The organism is Bacillus sp. SIMBA_005 (genome assembly GCF_046535585.1).
Taxonomy (GTDB): Bacteria; Bacillota; Bacilli; order Bacillales; family Bacillaceae; genus Bacillus; species Bacillus pumilus.
The window spans coordinates 319282-335256 of sequence record NZ_JAWRWI010000001.1; the positions used below are offsets into that span (position 1 = coordinate 319282).

A 15975-nucleotide genomic window follows, 5' to 3' on the forward strand; every position below is an offset into this window, starting at 1 on the left:
GGTATGACATGAGCAACGAACATATCGTGTGGCATGATTCATCTATTACAAAAAAAGAATATCAACAGAAAAACAATCATAAAAGCGGCATTATTTGGCTCACAGGTCTAAGTGGATCAGGTAAATCAACAATCGCAAATGCAGCGGCTAGAGAGCTGTTTGAACAAGGTTATCAAGTCACTGTTCTTGATGGCGATAATGTGCGGCATGGTCTGAATAAAGATTTAGGGTTTTCAGATGATGACAGAAAAGAGAACATCCGCCGCATTGGAGAAGTGGCGAAATTATTTGTTGAGCAAGGAACGATTGTCATCACGGCTTTTATTTCACCATTTCAAGAAGACCGCCGCATTGTCAGACAGTTAGTTGAAGCGGGAGAGTTTCACGAAGTGTTTGTGAAATGTGATTTGAATGTATGTGAAGAGCGTGACCCAAAGGGGTTATATAAAAAAGCTAGAAATGGAGAAATTCCATTTTTCACCGGAATTGATTCACCATATGAAGAGCCGGCAGCACCTGAGCTCGTTCTAGATACAGGTGAATTATCCCGTGAAGAGTCCAAACAGCGTCTTGTTGATTATGTAAAAGGAAAAGCGAAATAATCGCCTGATGGCAGGGGGAGAAAAGCACGATGGGGAAAGTATACATTGTGGGGGCTGGACCTGGAGATCCAGACTTAATCACATTAAAAGCCCATAAGGCAATACAGCAGGCAGATGTCATTTTATATGATCGTCTTGTCAATCAAGAAATACTCGCCCACGCCAAACCTGAGGCGGAATTAATTTATTGCGGCAAACTCCCGAATCATCATACGATGAGACAGGAAGCCATCAATGAAGCTCTTGTCACCCATGCAAAGGAAGGGAATGTGGTCGTCCGGCTGAAAGGCGGCGACCCCTTTGTATTTGGACGCGGCGGTGAAGAAATCGAATGCTTAGCTGAGCACGGAATTCCATATGAAGTTGTCCCGGGAATTACCTCTGGTATTGCAGCAGCTGCTTATGCAGGCATTCCCGTGACGCACCGTGAATTCAGCTCGAATGTTGCGTTTGTCACAGGTCATTATCAAAAGGATGAGCATTTTGAAGAAAAGTGGGAGGCGCTGGCTACGGGGATTGATACCCTTGTGATTTACATGGGCGTCAAAAACGTAGAAAGAGTGCAGCAGCTTCTGATAAAAAATGGACGCGATCCTGAAACGCCAGCAGCGTTTATACACTGGGGAACCACGACAAGGCAAAAGACGACTTGCTGCACTGTGGCGACACTGTCTGAAACCGTTGAAAAAGAAGGTATCGAGCATCCAAGCTTAATCGTTGTTGGAGATGTCGTTCATTTTCACCAAAAGCTGAACTGGTTTGAACCGGCTCTCATTGAGAATTGAGCATGTTAGAGAAAGACACGTGCATTGATCGTGTCTTTTCGTCTGAACAAAACAAGTAAGAAGGAGGAGTCACATGAAACAAGCTGTACTTTATGTTGGGCATGGAAGCAGGGTAAAAGAAGCACAAGATAAAGCCATTTCTTTTATGAAAAGCTGTATGCCGTTAGTAGAAGCCGAAATACAAGAAATTTGTTTTTTAGAACTGACAGCCCCTTCTATAGAGGAAGGTTTTGAAGCCTGTGTGAAAAAAGGAGCTACACACATTGCGATCGTCCCGCTCCTCCTTTTAACTGCAATGCATGCTAAGTCGGATATTCCAGTTGAGATTGAGAAAGTACAAAAACGATACCCGCAAGTGAAGGTCACCTACGGGAAACCAATTGGGGTCAATCAAGAAGTGACAAAAGCAGTTGCTGCAAGAATTAAAGAAGCAGGATATCAAGGCGGGAAAGCACGGATTCTTTTAATTGGCCGTGGAAGCTCTGATCCAGATGTGAAGCGAGATGTGTTTGGCATTTCGGACGATGTCCGGCGGCTGCTTCCTCTCGCAGAGGTCTTACCATGTTTTATTACGGCATGTGAGCCAAATTACCGAGATGTTCTTGCGAAATTAACAGCAAATGATGATACACCTGTTTATCTCGTTCCCTACTTGTTGTTTACGGGTATTTTAATGAAAGAGATTGAAAATGAAGCCGCTCAGGCGAGAGAGAGGCTGAAAGATGTCCGGGTATGCCGGTATATTGGCTTTCATCCGCATGTAAAAGCAGCTTATATTGAACGCGTTAAAGAAACCATTTTAAACAAAGATGATGTGTTTCATTTCCAAGGAGTAAGCCATGCTTCCAGTCCATCTTGATTTAACCAATCAACAAGTGCTCATCGCCGGCGGTGGAAAAATAGCTGCAAGAAGGGCAGAGGCGCTATGCATAGAGCCTTGCCATATCACCATCGTGAGTCCTGACATTTCTAAAGAGATGGCACGTCTCATTGATACATACAACCTGCATTGGAAAGAAAAGAAAGTGGAGGCTGAAGATGTAGAGGATGCATTTTTCATTGTCGCTGCTACAAACGATCCAGCGGTAAATGAATGGATTGCCCAAACAGCACGACCTCATCAGCTTGTGAATTGTGTGAGCCAATCAGAGCTTGGCAATGTGATCGTGCCAAAGGTGGTCAAAGCAGGAAAAGTGACGATTTCAGTCTCTACAAGCGGTGCGAGCCCAGCCCGGACAAAACAACTGGCTGCGGAAATTGAGACATTGCTTGAACAAGAGGATGTAGATGCACTTGATGCTCTCTATATCGAAAGAAAAAAACAACAAAGAAAAAGCCGATAAAATCTCTTTAAAAGATTTTATCGGCTTTTATTATTTTCGCAGCTTTAGAACGACATCTTCGTCAGGCGTGACAAATAATGTTTGCTGCTGATCATACGTCACAAATCCAGGCTTGGCTCCATTTGGTTTTTTCACATGCCGGATTTTCGTGTAATCGACAGGAACGGAGCTCGACTCTTTTGCTTTCGAGAAGTAGGCAGCGATTTGAGCCGCTTCAAGCAGCGTCTGTTCATCAGGCGTTTGATGACGGATGACGACATGTGATCCAGGAATATCTTTTGTGTGCAGCCAAATGTCGTCACGGGCAGCTGCCTTTGTGGTTAAATACTCGTTTTGTTTGTTGTTTTTTCCGACTAAAATTGGAATACCTTGAGACGATTCATACGTTTCCAGCTGAATGGCCGCCGTTTTTTTCTTTTTGGCATTGCGCTTTTGTTTGGCGCGCAAATATTTCCCCTCAACAAGCTCTTCTCTCATTTCCTCTAAATCCTTCGGTGAGGCAGAGGATAGCTGCTGAATCAACTCATCAAAATAAGCAATCTCTTCATGTGTACGTTCAATTTGTTCATTGACCGCTTCTATTGCATTTTTTGCCTTTTGATATTTTGTGAAATATGCCTGAGCATTTTCAGAGGGGGTTTTGTTTGTTTTCAGCGGTATCGTAACCTCTCCGCCATCTTCATCGTAATAATTGATGACAGTTGCTTCTTTATCCCCTTTTTTGATGGCATATAAATTGGCTGTTAGCAATTCGCCATAGAGCTGGTATTTATGAGCATTTTGAGATTCTTCAAGGGTTCTGTTCAGTTTTTTGAGTTTGTTTTCATTTTTCTTTTTTTCATTTACGACAAACCGTTCAAGGTCAGACGCTTGTTGTTTCACTCTGTCTCTTTCAGCTTTGCCGAAATAAAAGCGGTCAAGCAGCTTGCTGAGAGATTCGAATGTTTTCATTTCACCACCAACATGCTGCAGTTCTAATAAATAGAAATATTCTTTTCCGTCTTTTCTTGTGAGCTGCGGGGTAAAGGAATGCATGCGAATAAGCTGGAACATATCGAGCAGTGTATTTGGAATTGTTTCCTGATTGGCTAGACCGGCCCTGTATACAGCTTCCTTTGCAAACAGCGGAGAAACCCCAGAGAATGTATCGACAATTTGCTTTGCGATCATTCCTTCTTGAAAGCGTAAATGCTTTAAAATATCGTCCTTCGTTACTGCAAACGGATTTAATTTTTGCTGCGCAGGCGGCAGAAGGTATTCGTTACCAGGAAGCACTGTTCGATAGCTATTTACAGATGGAGAAAGATGCTTTAGGCCATCGATGATCTGCTGCGTGTCATCTTCGACAAGAATCAAATTACTATGCCTTCCCATAATTTCAATGTAGAGCTTTCGAGTCTGTTCGTCGCCAATTTCATTGCGGCTTCGTACATGAAGTACGATCACCCGGTCAAATCCAATTTGTTCAAAACGCTCAATAAATCCGCCCTCAAGATGCTTTCTAAGGAGCATACAAAACATTGGTGGTTCGCTTGGATTGTCATATTGCTGCTCTGTGAGCTGCACTCTAGCGTAGCTCGGGTGAGCGGATAAAAGAAGCTTATGATTCTTTCCGTTTGCCCGGATATGAAAAATCAACTCGTGTTTATATGGCTGATGAATTTTTGAAATTCTACCGCCAGTTAATGTCTCTTGCAATTCATTTGTCATACCATATGTAAAAATGCCGTCAAATGACATGTTGGATACACCCTCTTCTTTCACACAAATCTACTGAAAGAACCTTCCATTTCTCGTTCTTTAGGCAGTCTTATTATTATAGCATGATTTAGGACGAGTCTGAATAAACTGGCTTATAGAACACTGCATATGAGAGAGAACAAAAGAGGAGTGGACGAGGTCAAATGAATTGGCATGAACTGAACCAAACCGATTTATTAAAAACAATGAATACATCGATAGGTGACGGACTGTCAGAAAAAGATGTACAAAAACGGCTTGAAAAACACGGGTCAAACGAATTGCAGGAAGGGAAAAAGGCATCGGCTCTGATTATTTTTTTAGCGCAATTTAAAGACTTTATGGTATTAATCTTGCTTGCAGCAACGATCATTTCTGCTTTTCTGGGCGAATACATTGATGCAGTAGCCATTGTAGCGATTGTTCTCATTAATGGAGTGCTCGGATTTTATCAAGAACGACGGGCGGAAAAATCCCTTCAAGCGTTAAAGGAATTATCAACCCCGCACGTGTATGCAAGGAGAAATAATGAATGGATCAAGATCCCGTCTAAACATCTCGTGCCAGGGGATATTGTGAAATTTTCAAGCGGAGACCGGATTGGGGCAGATATTAGATTACTAGAAACAAAGAGCCTGGAAATCGAGGAGTCTGCTCTCACTGGCGAATCCATCCCAGCAGTCAAACACGCAAGTCCTCTTTCTAGCAATCATGTCTCGCTTGGAGATTTGACGAACATGGCCTTTATGGGGACGCTTGTCACTAGAGGAAGCGGCGTGGGCGTTGTCATTGGGACAGGAATGAATACAGCGATGGGACAAATTGCCGGCATGCTGGATGCAGCAGGGAATATGGAAACACCGCTGCAAAGACGTCTCGAACAGCTGGGGAAAATCCTCATTGTGGCTGCTTTATTTTTAACGGTGCTCGTTGTGGTTCTTGGTGTTGTGCAAGGACATGATTTGTATCATATGTTCCTCGCGGGAGTATCACTTGCGGTTGCTGCCATTCCTGAAGGCCTGCCGGCGATTGTCACCGTCGCACTTTCCTTAGGAGTGCAGCGGATGATCAAACAAAAATCGATTGTCAGAAAGCTCCCGGCGGTGGAGACACTTGGCTGCGCATCGATCATTTGTTCAGATAAAACAGGAACGATGACGCAAAATAAAATGACAGTGACCCATGTATGGGCAGAGGGCAAAACGTGGAATATTTCTGGTACGGGCTATGAGCCATCTGGTGATTTCACCTTGAACGGAGAACTTGTCCATGTAGACAAACATCCAAGCTTGCAAAAGGTGTTATTATACGGGGCGCTTTGTAATACATCGACCATCGTTGAAAAAGATGGCGAAATGAGGCTTGATGGTGATCCGACAGAGGGGGCACTTCTCACCGCAGCACGTAAAGCGGGTTTTACAGAGCAATTCATCGAAGCAGGATTTCACGTAGTAGAAGAGTTTCCTTTTGATTCAGAAAGAAAGATGATGTCAGTCGTCGTCGAAACGAATCAAAAAGAGCGGTACGTCATTGCAAAAGGTGCGCCGGATGTCCTGATGAACCGTTCAAGCCATATCATGCACGGCGGCCGCACAGCTTCATTTTCAACCACTCACAGGCAAGAAACAGAGGCTGCGATTCAAGGTTTAGCAAGGCAGGCGCTGAGAACGATTGCCATTGCGTATAAAAAAGTTGGGCTGACCGAAACAATCAACACTGTCCAGCAGGCTGAAACTGATTTAACATTTATTGGGTTAGAGGGCATGATCGATCCGCCTCGTCCTGAAGTGAGGCGAGCGATTAAAGAGTGCAGGGATGCGGGCATAAAAACAGTCATGATTACAGGGGATCACGTGGAAACAGCCAAAGCCATTGCGAAAGACTTGAGCCTTTTACCAAAGCAAGGAAAGGTGCTCGACGGAAAAGCGCTAGATCACATGAGTGACAAAGAGCTTGAGCAAACGGCTGAAAATGTATACGTTTTTGCACGGGTATCACCGGAACATAAGCTGAGAATAGTGAAGGCCTATCAAAAAAATGGACATATTGTAGCGATGACAGGTGACGGGGTTAATGATGCGCCTGCAATTAAGCAAGCAGATATCGGTATCTCTATGGGTATCACTGGAACAGATGTCGCCAAGGAAGCTTCCTCTCTTATTTTACTTGATGACAACTTTGCAACCATTAAATCGGCCATTAAAGAAGGCCGGAATATTTATGAAAACATTCGTAAGTTTGTCCGTTATTTGCTGGCATCAAATGTCGGGGAAATTTTGGTTATGCTGTTTGCGATGCTTCTAGCGCTTCCGCTTCCACTCGTTCCTATTCAAATTTTATGGGTCAACCTTGTCACAGATGGTCTCCCTGCGATGGCGCTTGGCATGGATAAGCCAGAAGGCGATGTCATGAAAAGAAAGCCGAGGAATATGAAAGAGGGGATTTTTGCTAGAGGACTCGGATGGAAGGTTGTATCTAGAGGGTTCCTCATTGGACTTGCGACCCTTTTAGCATTTATGTTTGTGTATCACCGTGATCCAAACAACCTGCCATATGCGCAGACTGTTGCATTTAGTACGCTTGTTTTGGCGCAGCTCATTCATGTATTTGACTGCCGCAGTGAACGATCTATCTTTGAACGCAATCCATTCGGTAATCTCTACTTGATTGGCGCGGTTTTGTCATCACTTTTATTGATGTTTGTGGTCATTTATTATCCGCCGCTTCAGCCAATTTTCAAAACGGTGGCGATTGCACCAATTGATTGGCTGCTGATCATCGGTATGTCTGCACTGCCAACTTTTTTACTGGCAGGATCACTTTTGACAAGAAAAAAATAATTCATTATGGTATAATTTTGAGGTAATAGTGTCTGCTATTACCTTTTTCATTTTATTAATATGAAAGAATTGGGTGTTTTGACATGATACGCAGTATGACGGGATTCGGCCAAGCGAGTAAAACGGATGGAGAACTGACAGTGTCAGTTGAGCTAAAATCGGTCAATCACCGTTTTAAAGAGGTTCATGCCCGTTTGCCGAGGCCGCTTTTATATTTCGAAGACACATTGAAAAAAATCATTCTTCGTCACGTGCAGCGCGGTAGAATTGAGCTGTTTGTTACGATTGAAGGCGGTAAACTAGCAAGCCGGTCCTTGCAGATTGACTGGCCGCTGCTCGATGAATACATGAAAGCCGCAAAAGATCTCGAGAAACGCTATCACATTTCAGGCATTCAGCATGCACATGACTTACTGGGGCTGGAGCATGCCGTTCAAGTAGAAGAATCGTCCAGCCGAAATGAGCAATTAGAGCAATTGCTGATTGAAGCTTGTGAAACGGCTGTCAAGGAGCTTTGCTTCATGAGAGAGCAGGAGGGAACATCACTTCAAAAAGACTGTGAGCTGAGGCTTTCTGAATTAGAGGCCTACACAGAAGAAATCAAAGTCTTTGCACCAGAGGTTGTGAGTCAGTATAAAGACAGGCTCAATCAGCGATTGCAAGAATGGATCGGAGAGGCGCTTGACGAAAGCAGATTGACAACAGAGGCTGCGATCTTTGCTGACCGCTGTGACATTACAGAAGAGATTACAAGATTGAAAAGTCACTTTCAGCAATTCCAGCAAATCTTGATGCAAGGCGGTGCTGCTGGCAGAAAACTTGATTTTCTTGTACAGGAGCTCAACCGTGAAGTGAACACCATTGGCTCAAAAGCGAACCATCATCATTTAACAAAGTTGGTGGTTGAAATGAAAAGTGCTATTGAAAAAATAAAAGAACAAGTGCAAAATATAGAATAGTCATTGTGTATGCTGTTTACAGTACGTCTCTTTCGGCGAGACTAGAGACGTTTATAATACAGGGGGACGTTAGAAGATGACCATAAAGTTGATCAATATCGGATTTGGAAACATCATTTCAGCGAATCGGATGATTTCGATCGTCAGTCCGGAATCAGCACCGATTAAACGAATGATACAAGACGCAAGAGATCGAGGCATGCTCATAGATGCTACATACGGAAGAAGAACCCGTGCTGTTGTCATTATGGACAGTGACCATGTCATCTTATCTGCCGTTCAGCCTGAGACTGTCGCGCAAAGACTTTCTGTAAAAGAAGAAATCATAGATGAAGGGCAGGGGTAATACGCCATTATGAAAGAAAGAGGACTTTTAATCGTTCTCTCTGGACCTTCGGGAGTTGGAAAAGGAACGGTCAGACAAGCCATTTTCTCCCAGGAAGATACGAAATTTGAATACTCTATTTCTGTGACAACACGCAAACCGCGTGAAGGTGAAAGAAATGGTGTCGATTATTTCTTTAAATCCAGGGAAGAATTTGAACATATGATTGAAAATAAAAAGCTGTTAGAATGGGCAGAGTATGTCGGGAATTACTACGGCACGCCTGTTGACTATGTAGAACAGACATTAAGCGAAGGAAAAGATGTTTTCCTTGAAATCGAAGTGCAAGGTGCACTTCAAGTAAGAGAAGCATTCCCAGAAGGTCTTTTTATTTTCCTTGCACCGCCTAGTCTTTCAGAACTTCAGAACCGCATCATTACGCGTGGTACAGAGTCTGAGGAGCTCATTCGAAATCGAATGGCTGCTGCAAAAGAAGAGATTGAAATGATGGATGCTTACGACTATGTCGTGGAAAACGATGATGTCGAGCTTGCTTGTGAAAGAATCAAAGCGATCGTCCTTGCAGAACACCTGCGCAGAGACAGAGTCGCACCAAGATATAAAAAAATGCTGGGGGTAGAATAAATTATGTTAGATCCTTCAATTGACTCATTGATGAATAAACTTGATTCAAAATACACACTTGTGACAGTGTCTGCACGCCGTGCACGTGAAATGCAGATCCATCAAGATCAGCAAATCGAAAATACGAAGTCTTACAAATTTGTAGGCAAAGCACTTGAAGAAATTGATGCCGGTCTTTTGACATTTGAAAAAGAGGATCAAGAATAACACATCGCTTCTGCTATGCAGATACGATACGTTCAAAAAAGTCAAAACTATGATTGGTTTTGACTTTTTTGAATTGTAGACGAATTTGTGAAAAGGCCGTTAAGGGGGACAAACTAATGTTACAGTCAAAAAATATTTTGCTCGGCGTCAGCGGAGGAATCGCCGTATATAAAGCAGCTGCACTTACTAGTAAACTCGTACAGGCAGGCGCAAATGTAAGAGTCATTATGACAGAATCTGCTCGTGAGTTTGTGTCTCCGCTTACCTTCCAAGCTCTGTCTCGACATGAGGTGTATGTGGATACATTTAAAGAAAACAATCCAAAAGTCATAGCGCATATTGATGTAGCTGACTGGGCCGATCTCATTCTAGTTGCCCCTGCAACAGCACATACGATTGGTAAAATGGCCGCTGGGCTTGCAGATGATATGCTCACGACGACCTTACTTGCTTCAACGGCTCCTGTATGGATCGCACCAGCTATGAATGTGCATATGTATGATCACCCCGCTGTAAAGCGGAACATCCGAACATTATATGAGGACGGTTACCGGTTTATTGAGCCGAGTGAAGGTTATTTAGCCTGTGGCTACATTGGAAAAGGACGATTAGAGGAGCCTGAAAAAATTGTTGAGCACATCCGTGCATTTTTTGAAGAGTCAAAAAGCTTACCGCTTTCAGGCAAAAAAGTTGTGGTGACAGCAGGTCCTACACGAGAAGTCATTGATCCTGTGCGTTTCTTTACAAATCGATCGTCAGGAAAAATGGGCTATGCGATTGCAGAGGCTGCGCAGCAGATGGGGGCAGATGTCACGCTTATTTCAGGACCTGTTTCTTTAAATGCACCTGATCATGTACATGTGGTGCACGTTGAATCGGCAGAGGACATGTATCAAGCCGCATTAGCTGTGTACGAGGAAGCGGACCTTGTCATTAAATCAGCAGCAGTCGCCGACTATACCCCTGTGACCTCATATTCTCATAAAATGAAAAAACAGGACGGCGCCTTAGAGATTGAATTCACCCGGACAAAAGATATTTTAAAAGAGCTGGGGAAAAGAAAAGAGCATCAAGTGCTTGTCGGTTTTGCAGCTGAAACGCAGGATGTAGAATATTATGCGAAAAAGAAAATCGAATCCAAGCATTTAGATATGATTGTAGCAAACAATGTCACAAAAGAAGGTGCAGGCTTTGGCACAGACACAAATGTAGCAGCCATCATCAAAGCAGATGGTACAACAACAGAATTGCCGATGATGAGCAAAAAAGACCTCGCTTTTGAAATCTTAAAGGAGGCAAAACAGCTGTTGCCAAAAGAGCGTGATCGAGAATGATTGCTGAAGTCATCGTAGATGTCACAACGAAAGCCATTGACCGGCCATTCGATTACCGTGTACCAGATCGCTTCAAAGATCTCGTCAAAGCGGGAATGAGGGTGGTCGTTCCCTTTGGCCCGAGGAAGATTCAAGGGTTTGTGACAAAAGTCAAAGAAGAAACAGACGTAAAAACAGGAAGCATAAAGGACATTGTCGATTTATTTGACTTATCACCTGTTCTGACAGATGAGCTATTGGAGCTTTCCCACTGGCTGACGGAAAAAACGTTGTCCTATCACATTACGGCACTTCAATCGATGCTCCCTGCAGCCATGAAGGCGAAATATGAAAAAGAAATTCAAGTGCTGTCAGATGAAGAACTTCCGCAGTCATTGAAAGAGCTTTTCGGTCAGCGAGATAGCATTCTTTATGCTGACATCCCAGCCGAACAACTAAAACAGATTCAAAAGCATGTCCAAAAAGGTCATTTAGAGGTAAGGTATCACGTCTCGCAAAAATCTGGAAAGAAAAAAGTGCGCACGCTCCAACTAGCTGTATCCAAAGATAAGCTTGAAGAAAAACAGCAGCAGCTGAAGAAAAATGCGGTGAAACAAAAGGCACTGCTCTCCTTTTTGCTTCAAGCGAGTGAGACAACCTTTTTAGCGAAAGACTTGCAGCAGCAAACAGGCGCGAGTTCTCAAACGCTTAAAACCTTTATTCAAGAAGGGCTGCTAACAGAAAGCTATGAAGAGGTCTACCGGGATCCTTATCGTGACCGGGCGTTTACACCTTCTGCCTCACTTGACCTCATGCCAGAACAAAGAGAAGCGGCAAAACATATTCATCAAGCAGTCAGTGATGACCGGCATGAAACTTTTCTGCTGCACGGGGTAACAGGAAGCGGTAAAACGGAAATATACTTGCAGACGATTGATCATGCCCTGCAAAAAGGAAAAGAAGCGATCGTCCTCGTTCCAGAAATCTCGTTAACCCCTCAAATGGTTCAGCGGTTTAAAGAACGGTTCGGTTCAAATGTGGCTGTACTTCACAGCGGCTTATCGACAGGGGAAAAATATGATGAATGGCGGAAAATCCACCGCAAGGAAGTCAAGCTTGTCGTGGGTGCGAGATCGGCTGTTTTCGCACCATTTGAAAATCTAGGCATGATTATCATAGATGAAGAGCATGAATCTTCTTATAAACAAGAGGAAATGCCTCGTTATCATGCCAAGGACGTCGCTATTGAGCGAGCCAGAAGGCATCGATGCCCAGTCGTTTTAGGCAGTGCTACCCCTTCACTTGAAACCTACGCGCGTGCCAAAAAAGGCGTGTTTACATTGCTGACGCTCAAAAACCGAGTCAACCAGCAGCAGCTGCCGCACGTTTCGTTAATTGATATGAGAGAAGAATTGAGAAATGGCAACAGGTCCATGTTTTCAGAAGAATTAATGATCAGATTAAAGGAAGTGCTTGAAAGAAAAGAACAAGCCGTCTTATTTCTGAATAAAAGGGGCTATTCATCCTTTGTGATGTGCCGTGATTGCGGATATGTCGAGCAATGTCCTCATTGCGAAATTTCTCTCACCTATCACCGCTATCAAAAACGGCTGAAATGCCATTATTGCGGGCACGAGGCACCGGTGCCAGCTGAATGTCCAGAATGCCATAGTGAGCATATTCGCTATTTTGGTACGGGTACGCAGCGTGTAGAAGAAGAGCTGACTAAAGTACTGCCAGAGGCAAGAGTCATCCGAATGGATGTGGATACAACGTCTCGTAAAGGTGCTCACGAAAAGCTCCTCACATCTTTTGGGAATAAAGAAGCAGATATTTTGCTCGGGACACAGATGATTGCAAAAGGGCTGGATTTCCCCGATGTCACACTTGTTGGTGTTCTAAGTGCCGATACGTCTCTTCATATCCCTGATTTCCGTTCAAGTGAAAAAACATTTCAGCTTCTCACGCAGGTCAGCGGCAGGGCAGGACGACATGAAAAAGCAGGCTCTGTGATCATTCAATCGTATACGCCTTCTCATTATAGTATTGAATTAACGAAGCAGCATGACTATGAAGCCTTTTATGAACAGGAGATGCTGCATCGCCGCCACCAGTCCTATCCGCCGTATTACTTTTTGGCGATGGTGACAGTATCACATGAGGAAGTGACGAAGGCAGCGCATGTTACGGATCAAATTGTTCAGTTCCTAAAAATGAACTGTGCACCGAATACAAGGATCCTTGGTCCGGCTGCATCACCAATCGCTAAGATCAAAGATAGATATCGATATCAATGCGTGATAAAATACAAAAGGGAAAATGAACTGGCAAGTTTACTACGGAAAATACAAGACCATTATCAAAAGGAAATGGAACAAAAACAATTGATGATTTCAATAGATATGAATCCATATATGATGATGTAAAACGGAGGGCTTTAAGTGGCAGTAAAACCAATAGTCATACATCCGGCAGACGTACTTGAACAAAAGGCAGAGCCTGTCGATACGTTCGATAAAAAGCTTAAAAAACTGCTTGATGATATGTATGATACAATGCTTGAGCTAGATGGAGTCGGACTAGCAGCACCACAAATTGGCATTTCTCAAAGAATTGCTGTTGTCGATATCGGAGAAGAACCTGGCAGAATTGATTTAGTGAATCCCGAGGTTCTTGAAGTAAAAGGAAGTCAAACTGATATTGAAGGCTGCCTGAGCTTTCCATCTTTATACGGCACAGTAGAAAGACCGAGCTATGTGAAGGTAAAAGCCTTTGATAAGAAAGGCAAACCATTTACAATAGAAGCAGAAGGGTTTTTAGCAAGAGCCTTATTGCACGAAATTGATCATTTAGACGGCATATTATTTACGTCGAAAATCATTCAAACTTATACAGAAAAAGAACTTGCGGAAATGGAAGGGTGAAGAAAATGGCACGTATTGTATTTATGGGAACCCCTGATTTCTCAGTACCTGTGCTGCAAACACTCATAACAGAAGGATACGAAGTTGTCGGGGTCGTCACGCAGCCAGATCGCCCGAAAGGCAGAAAACGAGTACTCACGCCGCCTCCTGTGAAAGTGGAAGCCTTAAAGCACGGCATTCCGGTCTTGCAGCCTGAAAAGGTACGCCTTGATGAAGAAATTGATAAAGTACTTGCCTTAAAACCAGATTTAATTGTGACAGCGGCTTTTGGACAAATCCTCCCAAAACGACTACTGGATGAACCTCAGTTTGGCTGTATCAATGTGCATGCCTCGCTGCTGCCAGAACTAAGAGGGGGCGCGCCGATCCATTATGCGATCCTTCAAGGTAAAAAGAAAACAGGCGTTACGATCATGTACATGGTGGAACGACTTGATGCAGGGGACATGATCAGTAAAGTAGAAGTGGAAATCGACGAATTAGACAATGTCGGTACATTGCATGACAAATTAAGTGTAGCAGGCGCTGCACTATTGAAAGATACTGTGCCGAATGTTCTGAGCGGATCTATTTCACCAATTCCGCAAAATGAAGAAGCGGCAACGTATGCACCTAATATAAAGCGAGAGCAGGAAAGGTTAGACTGGACAAAGACCGGAGAAGAGCTTTACAACCAAGTTCGCGGCTTAAATCCGTGGCCAGTTGCCTATACTGAATGGAACGGGGCTCATCTAAAAGTATGGGAAGCGAAAAAAGTGCCACTCGAAGCGCAAGAAGAACCTGGGAAAGTGATTGAGCTTCAAAAAGAAGGTCCAGTCATTGGAACTGGGAATAAACAAGGCCTTTTATTAACAGGTGTACAGCCAGCTGGTAAGAAAAAGATGAGCGGCGAAGACTTCCTAAGAGGCGCAAATATCGAAATTGGACAGAAATTAGGGTTAATGAATGAAGAAAAGTAATGTGAGAGAAGTAGCGCTAGACGCTTTAATCAAACTCGAACAAAACCAAGCATACAGTAATTTGCTTTTGCAGTCAGTCATGAAAGACAAAGACTTGGCAGATCAGGACAAACCGCTCTTAACAGAGCTTGTGTACGGTACTCTGCAAAACAAGCTGGCATTAGATTATATGCTGGCACCATTTGTGAAAAAACCGCAAAAGGTGGCTCCTTGGGTCATGCAGCTTTTGCGGATGTCTCTTTATCAAATGGTCTACCTTGAAAAAATTCCAGATCGTGCAGCCATCCATGAAGCAGTTGAGCTAACGAAAAAGAGAGGGCACAAGGGCATTTCTTCACTTGTGAACGGTGTTCTTCGTTCCGTGCAAAGAGAAGGCGTTCCGGCTTTTGATGCCATCGAAGATCCGGTCAAGCGGCTTTCGATTGAGACAAGCCACCCATTATGGCTCGTGCAGGAGTGGGTTCAGTCATACGGATTTGAAGCAGCAGAAAGCATGTGCCGTATTCATTTAGTACCGCCAAAGCAAACCCTTCGTGTCAATCGAATGAAAACGGACCGCGCTGCACTGCAGCAAGAGCTGCTGGATGCCGGGATTGAAACGGAGCTTGGTGACTTATCTGAAGATGCACTTAAGCTGATGAAAGGGTCCATCGTTTCAACCCCTTCTTTCCAAGAAGGCTATGTGACCATTCAAGATGAAAGCTCAATGCTTGTCGCAAGAGCACTAGACCCTCAGCCGGGAGAAATTGTGCTTGACGCCTGTGCGGCTCCAGGCGGAAAATCAACACATATCGCAGAGCGTATGAACGACGAAGGACAAATTGTTTCACTTGATTTGCACGAACATAAAGTGAAACTCATTAAACAAGCAGCAAAACGTCTGAACCTTACTCAGATTGAAGCAAAAGCGCTTGATGCAAGGAAAGCAAAGGGTGATTACAGCGAAGCTTCATTTGACCGGATTCTGATTGATGCGCCGTGTTCTGGTTTTGGCGTCATTAGACGGAAACCAGATATGAAATATACAAAGTCTCCAGAAGACTCAGCAAGGCTTGCTGCAATTCAGCAGGCAATCTTAAAAGAAACAGCTCCGCTTTTAAAGCCTGGCGGAACCCTTGTATATAGTACATGTACAATGGACCCAACAGAAAATCAACAAGTGATTCATGCGTTTTTACAAGAACACCAAGACTTCGAACCCGATCTATCTCTTAATGAACGGCTGCCTGAGCAGGTTGCTCCGTTTGTTCAAAACGGAAGTGTGCAAATTCTTCCTCATTATTTCGGAACAGATGGTTTCTTTATTTGCAGCATGAGAAAGAAGGGATAAAAA

General features: G+C 43.7%; 15 protein-coding genes. 14 read left to right on the forward strand and 1 reads right to left on the reverse strand.

Translation table 11 applies throughout. The features are described from left to right. Window positions 1-8: 8 nt before the first annotated feature. From cysC to SB660_RS01760, 4 genes are all read left to right on the forward strand, one after another. A complete protein-coding gene (gene cysC, locus SB660_RS01745) occupies window positions 9-602 on the forward strand; it encodes an adenylyl-sulfate kinase (protein ID WP_003212173.1) in 594 nt (197 codons plus the stop codon). A 29-nt stretch (window positions 603-631) separates the two neighbouring features. Continuing rightward, a complete protein-coding gene (gene cobA / locus SB660_RS01750) occupies window positions 632-1387 on the forward strand; it encodes a uroporphyrinogen-III C-methyltransferase (RefSeq protein WP_058014029.1) in 756 nt (251 codons plus the stop codon). 73 nt (window positions 1388-1460) lie between these two features. Continuing rightward, window positions 1461-2246, forward strand: coding sequence for a sirohydrochlorin chelatase (locus tag SB660_RS01755; protein ID WP_180309031.1), 786 nt, complete (start codon window positions 1461-1463; stop codon window positions 2244-2246). After that, on the forward strand, window positions 2227-2730 hold the full coding sequence (locus SB660_RS01760) for a precorrin-2 dehydrogenase/sirohydrochlorin ferrochelatase family protein (RefSeq protein WP_144462075.1): 504 nt from the start codon (window positions 2227-2229) through the stop codon (window positions 2728-2730). The genes SB660_RS01755 and SB660_RS01760 overlap by 20 nt, the downstream gene beginning before the upstream one ends. 30 nt (window positions 2731-2760) lie before the next feature. On the opposite strand, the gene SB660_RS01765 is transcribed toward SB660_RS01760, so the two are convergent. Further along, a complete protein-coding gene (locus SB660_RS01765) occupies window positions 2761-4470 on the reverse strand; it encodes an Rqc2 family fibronectin-binding protein (protein WP_410581076.1) in 1710 nt (569 codons plus the stop codon). A 164-nt stretch (window positions 4471-4634) separates the two neighbouring features. Between SB660_RS01765 and SB660_RS01770 the strand changes: the two genes are divergently transcribed. The 10 genes from SB660_RS01770 to rsmB all read left to right on the forward strand — a co-directional run bounded on the left by SB660_RS01770 (window position 4635) and on the right by rsmB (window position 15972). After that, on the forward strand, window positions 4635-7310 hold the full coding sequence (locus tag SB660_RS01770) for a calcium-translocating P-type ATPase, SERCA-type (protein WP_180309029.1): 2676 nt from the start codon (window positions 4635-4637) through the stop codon (window positions 7308-7310). Window positions 7311-7393: 83 nt separating this feature from the next. Beyond that, a complete protein-coding gene (locus tag SB660_RS01775; protein WP_180309028.1) occupies window positions 7394-8269 on the forward strand; it encodes a YicC/YloC family endoribonuclease in 876 nt (291 codons plus the stop codon). 76 nt (window positions 8270-8345) lie between these two features. Then, window positions 8346-8615 (forward strand): extracellular matrix/biofilm regulator RemA, encoded by a 270-nt coding sequence (gene remA / locus SB660_RS01780; RefSeq protein WP_008344898.1) that lies wholly within the window; start codon window positions 8346-8348, stop codon window positions 8613-8615. 9 nt (window positions 8616-8624) lie between these two features. Further along, window positions 8625-9239, forward strand: a complete 615-nt coding sequence (gmk, locus tag SB660_RS01785) for a guanylate kinase (RefSeq protein WP_003212381.1) — start codon at window positions 8625-8627, stop codon at window positions 9237-9239. Between the two features lie 3 nt (window positions 9240-9242). Beyond that, window positions 9243-9446 (forward strand): DNA-directed RNA polymerase subunit omega, encoded by a 204-nt coding sequence (gene rpoZ, locus SB660_RS01790; protein ID WP_003211647.1) that lies wholly within the window; start codon window positions 9243-9245, stop codon window positions 9444-9446. Window positions 9447-9562: 116 nt separating this feature from the next. Then, window positions 9563-10780, forward strand: a complete 1218-nt coding sequence (coaBC, locus tag SB660_RS01795; RefSeq protein ID WP_180309027.1) for a bifunctional phosphopantothenoylcysteine decarboxylase/phosphopantothenate--cysteine ligase CoaBC — start codon at window positions 9563-9565, stop codon at window positions 10778-10780. Continuing rightward, window positions 10777-13185, forward strand: coding sequence for a primosomal protein N' (priA, locus tag SB660_RS01800; RefSeq protein WP_410581080.1), 2409 nt, complete (start codon window positions 10777-10779; stop codon window positions 13183-13185). Before coaBC ends, priA begins: the two co-directional genes overlap by 4 nt. A gap of 15 nt (window positions 13186-13200) precedes the next feature. Further along, window positions 13201-13683, forward strand: coding sequence for a peptide deformylase (gene def, locus SB660_RS01805; RefSeq protein ID WP_058014022.1), 483 nt, complete (start codon window positions 13201-13203; stop codon window positions 13681-13683). Between the two features lie 5 nt (window positions 13684-13688). Continuing rightward, window positions 13689-14642 carry a methionyl-tRNA formyltransferase gene (gene fmt / locus SB660_RS01810; protein ID WP_169056496.1) on the forward strand — a complete coding sequence of 318 codons (954 nt, stop codon included), beginning with the start codon at window positions 13689-13691 and terminating at the stop codon, window positions 14640-14642. Further along, complete coding sequence (gene rsmB / locus SB660_RS01815) at window positions 14629-15972, forward strand: 16S rRNA (cytosine(967)-C(5))-methyltransferase RsmB (protein WP_180309025.1); 1344 nt, start codon at window positions 14629-14631, stop codon at window positions 15970-15972. Before fmt ends, rsmB begins: the two co-directional genes overlap by 14 nt. Window positions 15973-15975 lie beyond the last annotated feature (3 nt).

Excerpts from the sequence above, each read along its gene's own strand:
- cysC (WP_003212173.1), top strand. The coding sequence starts at position 9 with ATGAGCAACGAACATATCGTGTGGCATGATTCATCTATTACAAAAAAA.
- cobA (WP_058014029.1), top strand. The coding sequence starts at position 632 with ATGGGGAAAGTATACATTGTGGGGGCTGGACCTGGAGATCCAGACTTA.
- SB660_RS01755 (WP_180309031.1), top strand. The coding sequence starts at position 1,461 with ATGAAACAAGCTGTACTTTATGTTGGGCATGGAAGCAGGGTAAAAGAA.
- SB660_RS01760 (WP_144462075.1), top strand. The coding sequence starts at position 2,227 with ATGCTTCCAGTCCATCTTGATTTAACCAATCAACAAGTGCTCATCGCC.
- SB660_RS01765 (WP_410581076.1), bottom strand. The coding sequence starts at position 4,470 with ATGTCATTTGACGGCATTTTTACATATGGTATGACAAATGAATTGCAA.
- SB660_RS01770 (WP_180309029.1), top strand. The coding sequence starts at position 4,635 with ATGAATTGGCATGAACTGAACCAAACCGATTTATTAAAAACAATGAAT.
- SB660_RS01775 (WP_180309028.1), top strand. The coding sequence starts at position 7,394 with ATGATACGCAGTATGACGGGATTCGGCCAAGCGAGTAAAACGGATGGA.
- remA (WP_008344898.1), top strand. The coding sequence starts at position 8,346 with ATGACCATAAAGTTGATCAATATCGGATTTGGAAACATCATTTCAGCG.
- gmk (WP_003212381.1), top strand. The coding sequence starts at position 8,625 with ATGAAAGAAAGAGGACTTTTAATCGTTCTCTCTGGACCTTCGGGAGTT.
- rpoZ (WP_003211647.1), top strand. The coding sequence starts at position 9,243 with ATGTTAGATCCTTCAATTGACTCATTGATGAATAAACTTGATTCAAAA.
- coaBC (WP_180309027.1), top strand. The coding sequence starts at position 9,563 with ATGTTACAGTCAAAAAATATTTTGCTCGGCGTCAGCGGAGGAATCGCC.
- priA (WP_410581080.1), top strand. The coding sequence starts at position 10,777 with ATGATTGCTGAAGTCATCGTAGATGTCACAACGAAAGCCATTGACCGG.
- fmt (WP_169056496.1), top strand. The coding sequence starts at position 13,689 with ATGGCACGTATTGTATTTATGGGAACCCCTGATTTCTCAGTACCTGTG.
- rsmB (WP_180309025.1), top strand. The coding sequence starts at position 14,629 with ATGAAGAAAAGTAATGTGAGAGAAGTAGCGCTAGACGCTTTAATCAAA.